We start from the raw sequence: 15,825 nt of genomic DNA on the forward strand, positions 1-15,825 counted from the left end.
ATTTCCTTCATGTGAGTGCACGGGCGTGCCACGGGGCGACTGCGAATTCCTGCTGACCGCTCGGATCCGTGTGCCAGGAGACACCGGCCGACGAATCAGGCTCCGCAGCACTAACGGGGAGAAGCGGTCCGTGGTTCACCAGAGAGAGCTCTCATCGCGATGCGCTGTTCAGACCCTCGAGTGCGCCCGGCATCCGAACCGGGGCGCCAGTTCCGCATCACCGTGTGTCACCTGCCGCCGTCCCCCGAGACCCCGAGTCGAACGGCGGGCACGGCATTGAACTGTTTCCCTCCGCTGTCCGTTGCGGTGCGCGGGGACCGTCGTGACACCCGTCCCGTGCCCTTCGAGCCACGGCGGACCCGACGACCCGACGAGACCGAGCAGTCGACACCGCAGGAGAGGGATGGACATGAACCGGGGTGAAGAGGCGGACTGGCCGACCGCAGAGGACACGCGCCCCTTGTCCGGGGAACCGGCGGGTCCAGGCCGACCGGGCGCCGGTGAGGAGACCGCAGAGCCGTCATCATCCTCTCCCCTGCCTGTGATCATCTCCGGTGACGGGTCCGCCGCGATCGACGGTGTGCCGGTGCCGGTGGTGGCGGGCGAGTCGGTCGACGTCGCCGTCCTCGACACGCTGCACGGCTATGCGCGCAGCCGGGACGCCCCCGTGACGGCGGCCATCTCCGACCCGGCCGCGGGTTACGTGGCGATCGTCGAGGTCGCGCCGGACGGCTCCAGCAGGCTTCTGGAACAGCATCACGAACAGGAACCGACCGGGCACGCTGGACCTGCCGGGTCAACTGAACGCGCTGTGCCTGCCGGACCGTTCGAAGAGGCCGGGCCCTTTGACGTCGATCAGTTCGACGCGGACGACGCGGACGAGGTGGCCGCGCTGCCGCAGCCCTCGGGGCCGCGGGTCACGCCCCCGACTCTCGGCCCGGACCCCGACCGGGAACCGGGCCGCAGAAAGGCTTTGTCCCAGTCCGACGACGAGTACGAGGGGCCCGGACTGCTCCACAGGCCCCTGGTCGTCGGGACGGTGGGCGTCGCCGTGGCGGCACTCGTCATCGGCTCGATGGTGGCCCTGGGCAGCGGAGGTTCAGACGGCGGGCAGAACCAAGCCGCCGGTACGGGCACCGAAGCGGACAAGTCGCCGACGAACCTCCAACCCGTACCAACCCCTTCGCCACACCTCACCTTGCCACCGCCGGCTTTGCTCCCTCCCTTGTCATCTGCCTCACCCTCCGGCTCAGCGTCGAAGTCCCCGTCCGCTTCACCGAAACCCAAGGCGAAGACGAAGACGACAACGAAGCCCAGCCCCCCGAAGAAGCAGACGCAGCCGGCGCCCCAAAATCCCCAGGACGGCTCCGGCATCCCGACCGATGCGGTCCTGATCAAGAACAAGAAGTACGGCTTCTGCGTCGACCTGCCCGGCACGGGCAAGGGCAAGCCGGACGGCAGGGTCCAGGACGGTGCCTGCAAGCCGTCGAGCGCCGACAACCAGCGCTGGGCCCTGAAGCTGCGCTCGAAAGGCGGCGGCACCCGCGGCGCCGACCTGTACCTGATCCGCAACGCCAAGGACGACCTCTGCTTCGACCTGCCGAACTACGGCCCCGTCCAGGCGAGGACACAGGTGACCGAGTACCACTGCGACGGCACCGACAACGACAACCAGCTCTGGTGGTTCGACAAGCGCCCGGACGGCACGTACTGGATCCGCAACCAGAAGAGCGGCGACCTGTGCCTGGACGTGGCGCGGACGGACAAGGAGAGCGCGCACACCAACGCCACGGTGTACGGGTGCAGCGACCTCGACGACCACGCGTGGAGCTTCATCAAGACCTGATCGGGTGTGCGCGGCGGCCCCGCCGCGCACACCCGATCAGACAGACGACACGGCCCTCCCCGTCACCCTGAGCCGGTAACGGGGAGGGCCGTTCTACGCGACCGTGGGCCCTCCACGAGACGGGGCGACCGCAGCCGTGGCCTCTCCGCCAGGCCGGGTGGGTCGGACGGACGGTGGAGGGGGCTGCGGCCCGGCAGGCGGGCTCGGTGGTGGGCTGAACGGATCCTTGGCGTCGACGGGAGGGACCTCCTTCGGGCGGTGGTTGCCGGGCTTGCAACCGGCGAAGGGCCCCATCGGGTCCCGCAAGGCGGTCATCACGGGTCCCAAGTAGTCGCGGTGCCAGTTGGCGGGCCCGCACATCCCGGAGTCGGCACCAGTCAACTCGTCCCAAGCGAGCCAGAGACCATGGAGTTGGGCTACCGCCTCCGGATGATCCCACCAGCGGGAGCACCAGGGCTCCGTAGAGGTGACCTCCCTGCCATAGACCGGCAGCAGCACGTGGTGGGTCCACAGGGTCAGCTGCCTCAGTGTCTGCGCGTACTCGGGCCCCTTCAGGTAGAGAATGAATCGTGGCCGGGCGGGTTCTGGGGGTGGAGGAGGGGGCGGGGGGGCCGCGGAGGGGGGCTTCCGGGCCGCATCGGCGTCTTGCCCGGCTTCCTGTTCGGCATGAGTGGTGTCGGCCGTCATGACCGCTCCCGCTGTTCTCCAGCAGGTACGACTGCAGCTGACAGAGGGCTGCACATGGCTGCTCTTCCTTCCTGATGTGCGAGTGAGACCGCCTCGGACGGCTGCCCGGGAAGCCTTGGAGCCATGAAGATCAGGTCCTGTACGGGCATCACAACGCACGCACACGGCGTGGGGTTCACCAGACTCTGTCCAGGTGGCCCGAAGCCGTGGCCCCGAGAGGGACGGCACCACGAAGCAGCAACATCACATTTCGCCGCAAATGAGGCTCCCTCCTTGCAGAGTTGAACTGTTTCCCGCGCCGAGCCGTCGACATGAACGAGTCGCGCTTCACCCCAAAACGATCACCGCGCCAGGCAGGAGCAGTCATGACCACACCAGCAGGCGAAGAGCAGTACGGCGCCGCCTCACCAGCCCGTGCCCAGGCATTCGATGCCCTCACGCAGAGCCAGCAGGGAGGGACCACCCAAATCCAGGGAATCCTCTACATCAACAACAAGGAGTACGCAAGGTCGCCCATCTTTACAAGCGGCCAAGGGGCGGCACGCAGGAACAGCAGGTACGCGCTGCGGAGCGAAATGCGGCGGGACGACGAAATGGGGAAAGAAGTACGCATGTCCTATAACGACGCGGAGGTACCTACCCTCGACTGGGGTTACGACAAAGCCAAGGCGGCAGCACGGGACTTCAAGGCGAACAAAAAAGGGGTCCACTCAGTCCAGTACGATCTCGTGGCGCTCAAGAATGGCACATGCAACGGCTGCAAGGTGCGCCAGCAGAAGTTCGCAAACGACATGACCGACATCTTCCCAGCCACCTATAGCAATTCCAAAAATACATGGAGGGTAGCAGTCAAGCCGAACTACGACAACTACCAGAACCTCCCCATGGCTCCCGGTAGGAGGGATCGCGAAACGGGACAAGCCCTGTCCACATATGGTTATGCTGACGCCAAGTTGAAATCGAACGCGTACACACAGGACCACCACCCTGAAACGTCTGATCTATATTGGCAAGCGTCGCACACTCCGGGCGGCGAGGCAGGCTGGGTTGCGCCTGAAGACGCTGCTGGAGCTTCCTATTCCGGTTCCAGAGTCCCGGAGTCCGACCGACACTCACCGAACTTCTCGTCCCCCAGCAACAGCACCGGCGGCACCCCTCCGAAGTCCCAGACTCCGCAGCCTTATGAAACGCCGCAGTCGACCGATTCCGCCCAGGGCGACACTTGGGAGGCAATGATCGCCAACGAAAACGGAGAAACTCAGATGGCCTGGCTTACCACCCAATTCGAGGGGAAACTGGCGATCTACAACGGCGAGGAAGGGGATAAGGCCGGCTGGGACTTCGCCCCCAAGGGTACGCAAGTCCTCAACGCGGCGACGAATGAATGGGAGACTGCGCGCAAGGTCGAGAAAGGGGCGCAAGCCGATACGGCCGCGGCCCAAGGCTCGAGTTCATCGGCCGCTCCGGCCCAGGAGAAGGGGAAGGGGAAAAAGGGGAAGAGGAGCCGCTGATCTCCGGGTGAAATCCCTGGAACCAGGATGTTCCCGAGTGCTGGTAGCGCCACGGCGGCCATGCCGGTACTCGGTGCCCGGACCGGTGGGTGCGCTGTCACCCGCCGGGCCGGGCGAGGTCGATTGCGTGTCACGGTTCGGCGGTGTTGGTCCAGCCGGTGAAGCGTGCCGGGATGATGGTGAAGTTCCACACTGACCTCGCATTTCTGGCCAGTGACTTGGTGCTGGTTGAGCGTGGCGCGTTCGGGGGTGGGTGTCCGTGGACAACCGGTGCAGGGCCCGCTTGGTAGTGGTACGCGAGCCGCGCAGGGTCTTGCCGTCGACTGCGACGGCTTCGCCAGGCGGAACTCCGGTCCGTACTTCGGCGGGCGGCCGCCTTTCGGATCGTAGACGCGCGCGGCGGCTTCAGCAGCCTGAGCACGCGGTTGGAGCGCAGGCATCCGACCAGTTCGACCGGGAGGTCGGAGTACACCACCCAGCCACAGGCCGGGTCCGCCTACGCCCATCCCGCCGCGCCGGTCAGCGGCGTCCAGGACTTCAGCCCCACGTACAGTGACGTACAGAGAACCCCAAGCACGGGTTCATCGGAATACGACGGTGCCGATCTGACGCGGGTCCAGAGGGCCCCAGCGATCCACCTGCCGAAAGCGCGGAGGCGAGCAGCTCGTCGTCGAGGCGTTACGGGAGCGCCACCATGACAGCTTGACAGCTGGCGTCAGGAGCCGCCCTCCTGGATGAAGTGGATCGCGGGCACGTCGCCGTCAGGCAACAAGAAGAAGGGGCCGAGCAAGTAAGAAGCTGAACCCTACGTGACAGCCTGCCTGGCGCATCGGAGCTGGCAGCTCGGACCGTTGTTTCGCAAGGGGCTGGACATGTCCGTGAGGACCACCGGACTGCTCACCCCCGCTGCACACTTCATGTGGCGCGAATTCGCGGGTCGGAGCCTCCTGAACCTCCCCCCGCCGGCCCGCCCCTGGCCTGATTAATATGACGTTCCCGTCCCGCTCCTCGCGGTCCGTTCGCGACCGCCTCTGCGCGGGGCCCTCTTCCTGTCCGCACCCCGGTGCGCCGGCATGAACCGCAAGGGTGACACCAGATGCGCGTACTCCTCGTCGAGGACGAGACCGATCTCCGTGACCTCATCTCGGCCGGTCTGGCGAGCGCCGGGTACGCCGTCGACGCGGTGGCCGACTGGCCGCAGGCCGACATGCTGCTGACCCTCACGGAATACGACTGCGTGGTTCTGGACCGCCACGTTCCCTCAGGGGACACGCTCCGGGCCCTCGACGCCCGCCGTCGAGCCGGCTGGTCCACTCCGGTGCTGTGCCTGACCGCCCTGCACGCCCTGACGGACAGGGTCGACGGCTTCCGCGCGGGCGCGGACGACTACCTCGCCAAACCGTTCGCGATGGTCGAGCTGGTCATGCGGGTCGGCAGTCTCGCGCGGCGCGCCCCGGGCCGCTTGCCCGTCCACGTCACACACGCTGATCTCGAACTGGACGACGCCCGGCGAGAGGTCCGCCGAGGTGGCATCCTGCTCTCGCTGACGCCCAAGGAGTACGCCGTCCTGCGCTACCTGCTGGTGCACCGGGAGAGCGTCGTCACCCGTACCGCACTGGTCGAGCACTGCTGGGACGAGATGGCTGATCCGGTGTCCAACGTGGTCGACGCGGTGATGACCGGACTGCGCCGCAAGCTCGGCTCCCCGCCGCTGATCAGGACCGTGCGCGGCCACGGCTTCCTCCTCGGCAGGCCGGCCGGTGACCAGCCGTGAGCCGCCAGGCCCGGGCGCCCGGGCCGCGCCGTCGGCTGCGACGGCTGCAACTGCGGCTCACCCTCGCGTACACGCTGGTCACGCTGGCTGGGGTGAGCGTGCTGTCCTGGCTGGTCATCCGTACGGACGGACGGTCCTGGCGTACCGCCGAGTTCGACGAGATGGCCCGCCACGCCGCCGTCAGCACCTCGCTGATCTATTACACGGACGCGGGCATCCAGCTCGACGGGCTGCGCGACGACGAGTCCACGCGCGGCCGCCACCTGGTCAACATCTTGCTCCGACGGCCGAAGGACGGCGGGCCCTCCCCCGGGACGGACGGCCGGCTCACGGGCGCCACCGAGCCGGGCCACGGGCGTGGCGGCCTGGAGCGGGTGTTCGCATCCGGGAAGAGGGCCCTCGACGTCACCGACGACCAGATCGCCGCTCTCGCCCGATCGGCCATGGACGAGGACGTCACCGTTCGCAAGGAGATCCCGGCCGGTGGCCGGGTCGCCTGTGCCGTGGCGCGGCCCTTCTACCACGACGAGACGCACCGGACGACGGGCGCCGTCGTCGTCATCGGAGACCCCGGGCTGCGGTTGGCCGAGCACCAGCGCCTGACGTACGCGGTGCTCGCCGGTTCCGGCCTGCTCACCGCCCTCGCAGCGGTCACCGGCCATCTGCTGTCCGGGCGGAGCCTGCGCCCCGCCTGGCAGGCGCTGGAGGCGCAGGAGCGGCTGCTGGCCGATGCCGCGCACGAATTGCGCACCCCGGTGGCGGTCATGAGGAGCACGGTGGACATCGCGGGAACCGACCCCAGGTCCCTTCCCACCCACCTGCCCCGCATCCGCCGGGCCACGGACCGGCTGACCGACGTCGTCGAGAACGTGTTGGCCCGGGGCCGGCTCCAGAACTCGGCGGCCACCTTCATGCCCGTTCCCCTGCGCCTGGACCAGATCGTCGAGGACGCCAGTGCCGACCTGACGCGGGACCGGTGCACGCTCACGCTGCGTCTGGACGAGGCGGTGGTGAACGCCGACCCCGCCCTGGTCCGGATCGCCGTCAGCAACCTCCTCGACAACGCCCTGCGGCACGGCCGCACGCCGGGGGACCCCGGCGGCGGTGCGGAGATCGACGTCAGTGTCCGCGGACACCGCGTGGCCGTGGCCGACCGGGGGCCGGGCCTGGCCGGCGAGGAACTGGAGCAGCTCACCGAGCGGTTCCACTCGCCCGGCGGAGGCTCGGGCATCGGACTGTCCCTGGTACGCGAGATCGCGGCCGCCCACGGTGGGACACTCACCGCTCGCACGCGTCCCGGCGGCGGCTCGCTGTTCCTGCTCGCCCTCGGCCCGAGTCACGCGCGGCACGCCCGCACGGGCCCCGGTGCCGGCTCCTCATAGTTTCCTCACGATCGAACCAGCAGCATGCGCACACGTATTCATAGTCGTACTGGAGCACGTATGCCAAAGCATTACCCTGCGCCGTTCCACCGCAAGAAGTCCGCACGGGTCGCTCTGGGGGGCGGTGCGGTCACCGCACTGGGCGCCGGTCTGCTGTTCACCCAGGCCTTCGCCTCGGGCGCCCCGACGTCCGACGCCCCCATGGCCAGTGCGGCGAAGTTCACCCTGCCGAAGCCGAACCAGCCCTTCGACTACCAGATCGGCGGCGCGTACACGCCTCCGAAGAACGTCAAGGTCGTCTCCCGGGACCGCACCGCCAAGCCCGCGCGCGGCCTGTACAACATCTGCTACGTCAACGCCTTCCAGACCCAGCCGGACGCCCTGGGCTGGTGGCAGAAGAACCATCCCGGCCTGCTGCTGCGCGACGGCGCCAAGAAGCCCGTCGAGGACGAGGACTGGGGCGAGGTGCTCCTCGACACCTCCACCGCGGACAAGCGGACCCGGCTGGCGAAGATCGTCGGTGGCTGGATCGACGGCTGCGCCAAGAGCGGATTCCAGGCCGTCGAGCCGGACAACCTCGACTCCTTCGAACGCTCCGGCAAGCGCCTCACGAAACAGCACAACGCGGCCTTCGCCAAGCTCTTGGCCCAGCGCGCCCATGCCGCCGGGCTCGCCATCGGCCAGAAGAACACCACTGACCTGCTGCCCGAACGCAAGAAGATCGGCTTCGACTTCGCCGTGGCGGAGGAGTGCGGTCAGTACCAGGAATGCGGGAACTACGCGACGGTGTACGCCAACCGTGTCTACGCGATCGAGTACACGAACGGTGGTTTCAACCGCGCCTGCAAAGGCTGGGGCAGCAAGCTCTCGATCGTCCAGCGCGATCTCGACGTGAGCGCGCCGGGCGGCTCCTACCACTACCGCGCTTGCTGATCACTGCGAACCGACCCCGTGAACCCGGGCAGTGCCGACGGATATCCCCCTTCCCGCCGGCACCGCCCGTCCCGCATTCGCGATCACTGACCGGAACGCCAGGTGCTGCCTGTCCGGCCCCAATGGTCCGACTGCCCCCGCCATGTGCTGGCCCGTCCGCGTCTTCGACCCGCTGCCTCGGCACGGCTCGTCATACGCGCCACGGATCACCTGGCCTGCGGTGTGATTCGTCGACACCCCTGAATCTCGTAGATCGGCAATTCTCTCTGTGCCGCATCCCCGACACCTCGGCTGAAGTCGTGTTCGTCTCGTCGATCCTGGTCGTCCGGGCCGTCAATGAGACTGTGCGGTAGGTCAGTTGAGCCGCCTGAGAACCTCGCATCCCGCACTGACCAGGGCAGAGCCCGGGTGCATCCTGGAGGTGGAGCCTGCGAGGGATGGGTGGTCCGGGCGGCGGCCGGGATCGGCCGCCGCCCGGACCACAGCGCCTCACGGTGCAAACCGTTCACCGGGCCCCACCGGAGAGACCCGTTCCCTCGCGGGCGGCCGGATCAACCGCAGACGCCGTCGTCGCGCCATACCGCCCAGGAGGTCGGGTCGTTCGGTACGGGACCGGTGGCGTAGAAGGTCGCGGTGTACTTGTGGCCCGCGAAGGAGACCTCGTCACCGGGGACGTACGACGAGGTGGAGCTCCACTCGGACGGGCAGGTGCCGCTCTCCGTACTTCCGTCGTCTCCGTCGCCCCCGTCCCCGTCCCCGTCGCCTCCGTCGGTGCCCTCGGTGCCGGCGATGGTGACCGAGATGCTGTCGGAGGCACCGGACACGTTCCCGGCCGCGTCACGTGCCACGACGGTGAAGCTGTGGGTGGTGTTCGCGGACAGGCCGTCGACCGTGACTGAGGTCTCCGTGCCCAGGGAGAGCTTGGTGGCGCCCACGTGAACGTCGTAGCCGGTCACGCCGACGTTGTCGCCGGCGGCGTCCCAGGTCAGCGACACACTGGTCGGCGTCTGGCCGGTCGAGCGCAGGTTCGCGGGCGCCGTCGGCGCCTCCGTGTCCCCGCCACCGCCGTCGCTGTTCCCGCCATCGCCGTTCCCGCCGGCGCCGTTCCCGCCGGCGCCGTCGCTGTTCCCGCCATCGCCGTTCCCGCCGGCGCCGGTGTCGACGAACTTCCAGGTGATGCCGCTGACGACGCCCACGTCCAGGTTGGACAGTTTCTGGAAGGCGGCCTTACTCAGGTCGATGTGCTCCGCCGCGCACCCCATGCACTTGTCCTTGACCGGCACGGTGATCGTGTTGCCGTTGTAAGTGACCTCGACGAGCGCCCCTTTGCAGAGGTCGTCTTCGTTCGGGTTGCCGGCGGTCCACAACTCGTGGGAAACCGCGACGAGTTCCTCGCTGGCGGCGTTGATGTCGGTGCCGCACGAACCCGTTCCCACGTTGTCGTACCAGGTCATCTTGCCGGTTCTGGACTCGCTGACGGGGGTCGCGGACAAGTCCTGGCCGAAGCCGAACAGCGCGACCGCGGCGGCGCCGACCAGGGCACCGGCCAACAGAACTGTCATGACGGTGCGTTTCAGAGCATGCTGCATACGTCTTCCTAGGGACAGGGGAACAGAGGACAACCGCGCGTCGACTGCCGCGCGGGACAGCGCTGGCACAAACGTGCGCAAGCCCTGCACGGTTCAAAGCCCGCGTGCCGGAGCGGGCGCCGGAAGATCTGGCAGTGTCCCGTACGCACGCCAGCACGAGAGAGCCCCGACCGCCGTCACGGGGGAGACGAGCGGGCGGGGCCGTGGGACCCGCCCGCCGGGTGCTTCCGGTTACACCGACGGGACAGGCGTCCGCGCATACTTCACATGCCCGACGACGCCCGCCACTTGCTCGGCCCTCGCCGCGAGCCGCGAGAAGCGCTCCGGTGGGGCCGCCTTCGATCTCGCCGCATTCCCCGAAGTCGTCCGCGTCTATGCGGCGCAGAACTCCGCGGCGGAGGAGATCCAGCAGCAGGCCCGTGAGGCGCGGGAGTTGGATGTCCTGGCCGTGCGCGGCCTCGGCCTGATCGGGCTGAACGACAGCCTCCTGCGCGCCTGCCTGCCGCGCGACCAGGGTGGGAAGGGCTTACGGGTGCGGGTGGCCCTGCTCGACTCCGACAGTGATGCCCTGGCGAAGCGCGCGGCCGAGATCGGGGAGTCCGCCGAGTCCCTCGCCAGTGGCGTGCACCTCGCCGAGGCGCGCCTGCGGGAGCTGGCCGACTCGTGCGACATCGGTGTGTGGCGGTACCGCATGCTCCCCACTTGGCGGGTTGTCCGCACGGGCTCCACCATGTTCGTCGGCGCCTTCGACGCGGGCTGGGAGGGCCACGAGTCGGCGACGTACAAGGTGACGGAGACGCCGCACGGACCCCTGTTCCGGGGCTTCCGCAGGATGTTCGAGGCAGTCATCGACGGCGCGCAGCGCACGGTGTGAGTTGAGAGGGGAAACCGCTGGTGATCGAAGCGGAGTTGAAGGCCCGCGTGCATTCGCCCGAGGCGGTGATGCGGCAGCTCGACCAGCTGGCCACGGCCCGTGTCGAGGTGTATCGGGACACGTATTACGACCGGTCCGACGGATCGCTTGAGAAGGCTGGCGAAGAGCTGCGGGTGCGTACCGTTCACGGCGTGGACGGAACCCGCACCGTCCTCACGTACAAGGGCGCAGCAGTCGATGAGGCGTCTGGGTCCAAGCCAGAGCATGAGACCCGCGTCGAGGACGCGGAGGCAGCACACGCCATCCTGCGCGGGCTCGGGCATGTGCCGTTCATCGCGTTCGAGAAGCGCTGCCGCAACTACGTCTTCACGGCCCGTGGCCGGACGATGCTCGCCACCCTTGTGCGCGTTCCCGAACTCGACGGCATCTTCCTGGAAGTCGAGACCCTCGTCGACGAAGTCGACCTCAGTGCCGCCCTGGACGACATCCGCGCTGTGCTCGCCGACCTGGGCATCGGGCCGCAGGACCTGACGAGGGAAACGTACACGGGCGGGGTCGCTGCGACGCGCCGCTGACCCTACCCGCGGCTCCGGGGCCAACCGCGAGAACGACGCAGCCCTGTTCGCCGCTCGCCGTGGGGAAGGTGAGTGGCACGCCGAACGCCATGATGTCCAGGTCACCGTCCGCGGGCCTGACGGGAGGCAGGAGGCGCGGAATGGCGCCGGGGGGCGGCTGTCGTGGTGGGATCGCTCTGTACGGGCCTCTGTGCGGGCGACGTGGCCTCAGGAAACCCAGGTGGCCTCATACCGGCCACCTCTGGCGAGTGCGCCGGCACAGGCGGCTGCCGCTGCTGCCGTTGCTGCCACTGGGGCGGAGCCTGACCCCAGCTGTACGGCGGCGGCGAATAGCCGGCATGTGATGGTGCGGTGCCTGGGCCCCTGCTCCAGTTGCCCGTCCACGGTGTGGCAGGTGTCGGCGACGACTGCTCCTGCCCCCATGACGTCGTTCCTGCCGAATTCCCGAACGAAGCCCGCCGCCTCGACATTTCCCGTCCGATGGCAGCCCAGGTCACCATCCCGGCCAGCCCTAGCGGCAGCGCCAGCCCCAGCGTCGCTCCCAGTGTGAGTCCCACGCCCAATCCGAACAGCCCCAGACCCCACACAGGTGCCGTCCTCGACAGCGTCCGTGCGATCCCCCGTCCAGTCCTCAGCAGCGCCCGCCCGATTCTCTTCGCTATTCCCACAACTGCTGCTCCGGATCGCGACGTCGGTTTGGACAGGGACGTGAACAGAGACAGGGACAGGGCACATCAGGGGGTAGCAACACATCAGGGTGCGTGGCAGTGGAAACTCCGCCGCCGGAGGACCGGGCCCGGCGACAGCGGGAGAGTGTCGTCAGGCCCGGCCCCGGAGGGAGGCCGCCGGGGGGACGGCGGCCTCCTGTGCCCCACAACGGGAATGGTGCCGGAGTGGTTCATCGCGTCGTTTCGGACGGGACTCCCCCGGACGCGGGGTTCAGCGGTTGTCGGAAGGCGGTTGGCCGGCGTTCCTTCGGCGCAACGGTTCGCCCGCGTTCCTCAGGTGGCGCAGGGCCTCACGGTGTGAGGCGATCAGCCCTGTCTGGTGATAGGGAATTCCCAGTTCGGCGCAGTACGCCTCGGTGATGACCTGAGCACGTTTGAGGGCCGGAGTCGGCATGCTCGGGAAAAGGTGGTGCTCGATCTGGTAGTTGAGTCCGCCCATCAACACGTCGATGAACGCACCGCCCCGTACATTGCGCGAGGTGAGCACCTGGCGGCGCAGGAAGTCGAGCCTGTCCTCGGGGCCGATCATCGGCATCCCCTTGTGATTGGGGGCGAAGACGGAGCCCAGGTAGATGCCGAAGAGCGCCTGATGGACGGCGATGAAGGCGATCGCCTTGATGGGTGGGAGCGCCGTGAACAGCACGCCGAAATAGGCGGCGAAGTGGATGACCAGCAAGGTGCCTTCCAGCACGGGGCGTTTCATGCTGGGCTCGCGCAGCGCGCGGAAACTGGCGAAGCTGAGGGCCAGGCCCTCCAGTGTCAGCAGCGGGTAGAAGAGAGGTGCCTGGTGCGCGCCGATGAACCGGGGCAGCCCCGTGGCGGCCCGTGCCTGGTCCTTCGAGAACACCAGGACGTCGGGGAGGACGTCCGGGTCCTTTTCCTCGTGGTTGGGGTTGGCGTGGTGGCGTGTGTGCTTGTTCATCCACCAGCCGTAGCTCATACCGAGCAGGAGGTTGGCCGTGATCAGGCCGCCGGTCTCACTGGCGCGCCGCCGTGTGAAGACCTGCCGGTGGGCCAGGTCGTGGGTTGCCAGCGCGAGCTGGCCGAAGACGACGGACAGGGCGACGGCCAGGAGAATCTGCAGCCAGGTGTCCCCCAGGGCGAAGAACGCTACGCCGCACACGACGCCCGACAGGCCCACTGCCCCGAAGCGCAGCGTGTAGTAGAGCGGGCGTCGTCGCAGAAGTCCCGCGGCGGCGATCCTCGCAGACAACCTCGCGAAGTCACTTCCTTTCGCCGGTATGTCAGGAAGAGCCGACGGTCCTGGCGCGGTCTCAAGCGCGCTTTCGTTCATCGTGCACACCAAATCCGTAGCATGGAGATCCAAGATTGCGTGGCGTGGCGGCCCGGGAAGGTTCCCCCCGGGCCGCCAGGGCCGTCAGCCCCAGGTGGCGCTGAACTTCTCGCCGTAGCCCTTGGCGTGGCCGTCCAGGTTGGGGTGGAAGGTCACGGTCCGATCGATCGGGTCGACGCCGTGGATCCACGGGTCGTCGCTGCATGCCTCGTGCCCGTTGAAATGCTCGCGCATGTCGACGAAGTAGACACCGGCCTTGGTGGTAGCGGCCAGGGTGCCCTCGGCCAGCGCGTCGGCGAGCGCGTTCATGTCGGCCCGCTTGTCGGCGCTGAGGTCGATCGGGGCAGCGCACGAACCGTTCTCGGCGATCACCCGCGGGTAGCCGAACACGAGGACCAGGGCCCGTGGCGCGCGGGCCTTGATGTCGGTGTACAGGGCGGAGAGTTCCTCCACCATCTGGTTCTTGGCGTAGTGCGACATCCACTGCGTCGCCGTTTTGCAGTAGCTGTCGTCCTTGGTAAGGCACGCCTCCGCCACCGAGGCGAACTGGGCGTCGTTGCCGCCCACCGTGACCGTGACGAGGTTGGTCTCCTCGTTCACGGCGTACAATTGCTTCTCCCGCACGTCAGCGATGGTCGCACCGCTGCAGGTGACGTCTCTCAGAACCCAGTCGGGGTGACGGAACGCCCACTGGTTCGGATAGTTGTTCTCGCTCCGCAGGCAGTCGCCGCTGGAGGGGTCGTTCCGGCCCGCGCCGACCCCGGATGCGTACGAATCCCCGAGCGCGGTGTACCGACCCATTTCCCGCTGTGCAGAGGTGCTGGCCGCGGTCTCCGTACCCCCTAGAGGAGTGCTGATCGCAGCTCCCGTAGCGGCGACTATCATCAAGGCGGCAACGGCGGCCGACTTCAGTTTGCGCATGGCTTCCTTCTTGATCGTCGAGCCTGAATCAGGCTCAGCAGCGGTTCGACTTGGACTGCGCTGTGATCCACGCCACTGTCCGCGGACCCGCCGGGAAGCGGCCGTCGGTGCCGGTCCCGGCCAGGAGGCCGCCCGGAGGAGAGCAAGTGGTGCGGCCTCGCCACCTCAACGGGATGGGCGGCCAGGTGGTTCAATGCGCTTCCGCGGACAACTCGACCTGGCATACGCCTACTTGTGCCACCTCTTGTTGGTGTCGTTGACCTCCAGCTCCGCCGCCGTCAGGTCCACGTGCAGCGGGATTCCGGGGCGGCTGCCGACCTTGATCAGGAAGTTGCCCAGGCCGGGCGGGTCGGAGCGGCGGCCGCCCGCGGCGTCCCAGGCGGGCGGGGTGGACCAGTCGACCAGCAGGCGTTTCTCCGCCTCCGTAAGCTCCACGACCTGGGCCAGCTGCGGCATCTCGGCCGGGGGCAGGCCTGCACAGATCACCATGCCGGCGCGTTCGACGAAACCCTTCGCCTTGGTGCGGTCCTCCTCGGTGGGCAGGGCGAGGAGGTCGTCGATGCTGTGCGTGACCATGGCCAGGCCGACGCCGCGCTGCCGGTCGAGGCGGGTGAGGGCGTTGACGCGGTCGACGAGGCCCCGGCCGGCCTGGAGGACGCGCCACAGCTCGTCCATGACGAGGAAGTAGTTGCGCTGCGGCTCCAGACCGGCGTCCGCCAGGGCGTGCGCCGCGGAGACCGCGCCGAAACCGTAGGACCAGCAGGACAGCAGGGCCGCCGCTTGGAGCAGGACCTCGCTGTCGTCGATGCCGCTGACGTCGAAGCAGACCGGGCGGTCCAGCTTCATCGCCTCTGTCGTCGGGCGGGCGAAGGTGCCGCCCAGGCGCCCGTCGCCCAGCAGGGCGGTGAGTGACGCCTCCAGGTTCTCCGTGATGTCCCGGTAGCGAGTGATGTCGCCACGGTCCAGGGCGACCGAACGCACCGCCTCCGGAGCGTCCTTGATGACCTGTACCAGGTCGCCGAGCACCGGTACGCCCCGCCCCGAGCCGGCGGCGTGGCGGTCGTCCAGGACGTTCAGCGCCGCCGAGAGGATCGTCTCCTCGCGGTCCGTCGGCGGCGCCGAGCGCAGGATGGTCACCAGGGCCGAGACCATGTGGAGGCGGCGGCCGTGGATGTCGGCGAGGAGGCGGCGGCGCGCGTCGCCGGTGAGCCGGGCCGCGGCCTGGAGGGACTCGCCGGGGTCGAGGACGTTGAGGTTGCCGCGGCCCCGGCCCAGGCTGATGACCTGGCCGCCGATCGCCCGGATCAGGTCCGCGTAGTCGGGCTTGAGGTCGCCGAAGATCAGGGGGTGGACGCCGTAACCGGAGAGGCCGAGGGCCATGCGCCGTACGATCGTCGACTTGCCGAGGCCCGGGCGGCCCAGCACGAACATGGACGGGTTGGCGAGCAGGCCCGTGCGCATGAACCACGACACGGGGTCACAGCACACCGTGGCCCCGGAGTCCAGGTCACGGCCCAGCGGCACCCCGACCATGGGGGTTCCGGCTCCGGCACCGAACGGCCACAGGCCGCAGACCTGGACCGTGGTGCCGCGCCATTCGGGTGCGGGGTCGACGTAGCCGACCATGCCGCCGCCGGGGCCCGGCCAGCCCCGGGACGTCGGGCGCGGCTCGCGGGGTTCCTTTGTCGTGCCTGCCATCGAGTCGGTCCTC

Annotated in this window: 11 protein-coding genes and 1 pseudogene; 7 read left to right on the forward strand and 5 right to left on the reverse strand. The window is 68.5% G+C overall.

Annotation, left to right across the window (positions count from 1 at the left end; all coding sequences use genetic code 11):
* Window positions 1-541 precede the first annotated feature (541 nt).
* Window positions 542-1,846, forward strand: coding sequence for an RICIN domain-containing protein (locus tag F7R91_RS31480; protein ID WP_191971706.1), 1,305 nt, complete (start codon window positions 542-544; stop codon window positions 1,844-1,846).
* A 222-nt stretch (window positions 1,847-2,068) separates the two neighbouring features.
* Here F7R91_RS31480 and F7R91_RS43100 read toward each other — a convergent pair.
* Window positions 2,069-2,410: pseudogene (locus tag F7R91_RS43100) on the reverse strand (DUF4913 domain-containing protein); the annotation flags it as partial.
* 488 nt (window positions 2,411-2,898) lie between these two features.
* Here F7R91_RS43100 and F7R91_RS31490 point away from each other — a divergent pair.
* The 4 genes from F7R91_RS31490 (at window position 2,899) to F7R91_RS31505 (ending at window position 8,133) form a co-directional block, all read left to right on the forward strand.
* Window positions 2,899-4,044: a hypothetical protein gene (locus tag F7R91_RS31490; RefSeq protein ID WP_150954641.1), complete on the forward strand. Its 1,146-nt coding sequence runs from the start codon at window positions 2,899-2,901 to the stop codon at window positions 4,042-4,044.
* A gap of 1,096 nt (window positions 4,045-5,140) precedes the next feature.
* On the forward strand, window positions 5,141-5,818 hold the full coding sequence (locus F7R91_RS31495; protein ID WP_150954644.1) for a response regulator transcription factor: 678 nt from the start codon (window positions 5,141-5,143) through the stop codon (window positions 5,816-5,818).
* The gene (locus F7R91_RS31500) at window positions 5,815-7,200 is read left to right on the forward strand and encodes a sensor histidine kinase (RefSeq protein ID WP_150954647.1); all 1,386 of its coding nucleotides are present in this window, start codon (window positions 5,815-5,817) and stop codon (window positions 7,198-7,200) included. The genes F7R91_RS31495 and F7R91_RS31500 overlap by 4 nt, the downstream gene beginning before the upstream one ends.
* A 60-nt stretch (window positions 7,201-7,260) precedes the next feature.
* Window positions 7,261-8,133 carry an endo alpha-1,4 polygalactosaminidase gene (locus F7R91_RS31505; RefSeq protein ID WP_150954650.1) on the forward strand — a complete coding sequence of 291 codons (873 nt, stop codon included), beginning with the start codon at window positions 7,261-7,263 and terminating at the stop codon, window positions 8,131-8,133.
* A gap of 551 nt (window positions 8,134-8,684) precedes the next feature.
* Here the strand turns inward: F7R91_RS31505 and F7R91_RS44385 are convergent.
* The gene (locus tag F7R91_RS44385) at window positions 8,685-9,695 is read right to left on the reverse strand and encodes a cysteine/serine endopeptidase inhibitor (RefSeq protein ID WP_150954653.1); all 1,011 of its coding nucleotides are present in this window, start codon (window positions 9,693-9,695) and stop codon (window positions 8,685-8,687) included.
* Window positions 9,696-9,795: 100 nt separating this feature from the next.
* Between F7R91_RS44385 and F7R91_RS31515 the strand changes: the two genes are divergently transcribed.
* Window positions 9,796-10,596: an XRE family transcriptional regulator gene (locus F7R91_RS31515; RefSeq protein WP_225320878.1), complete on the forward strand. Its 801-nt coding sequence runs from the start codon at window positions 9,796-9,798 to the stop codon at window positions 10,594-10,596.
* Window positions 10,597-10,616: 20 nt separating this feature from the next.
* The gene (gene cyaB, locus F7R91_RS31520) at window positions 10,617-11,171 is read left to right on the forward strand and encodes a class IV adenylate cyclase (protein WP_150954656.1); all 555 of its coding nucleotides are present in this window, start codon (window positions 10,617-10,619) and stop codon (window positions 11,169-11,171) included.
* 939 nt (window positions 11,172-12,110) lie between these two features.
* On the opposite strand, the gene F7R91_RS31525 is transcribed toward cyaB, so the two are convergent.
* From F7R91_RS31525 to F7R91_RS31535, 3 genes are all read right to left on the reverse strand, one after another.
* Window positions 12,111-13,193 (reverse strand): fatty acid desaturase family protein, encoded by a 1,083-nt coding sequence (locus F7R91_RS31525; RefSeq protein ID WP_150954659.1) that lies wholly within the window; start codon window positions 13,191-13,193, stop codon window positions 12,111-12,113.
* Between the two features lie 84 nt (window positions 13,194-13,277).
* The gene (locus tag F7R91_RS31530; RefSeq protein WP_225320879.1) at window positions 13,278-13,994 is read right to left on the reverse strand and encodes an SGNH/GDSL hydrolase family protein; all 717 of its coding nucleotides are present in this window, start codon (window positions 13,992-13,994) and stop codon (window positions 13,278-13,280) included.
* Window positions 13,995-14,342: 348 nt separating this feature from the next.
* A complete protein-coding gene (locus F7R91_RS31535; RefSeq protein WP_150954665.1) occupies window positions 14,343-15,812 on the reverse strand; it encodes an ATP-binding protein in 1,470 nt (489 codons plus the stop codon).
* Window positions 15,813-15,825 lie beyond the last annotated feature (13 nt).

This window comes from Streptomyces luteolifulvus (genome assembly GCF_008806595.1).
Taxonomy (GTDB): domain Bacteria; phylum Actinomycetota; class Actinomycetes; order Streptomycetales; family Streptomycetaceae; genus Streptomyces; species Streptomyces luteolifulvus.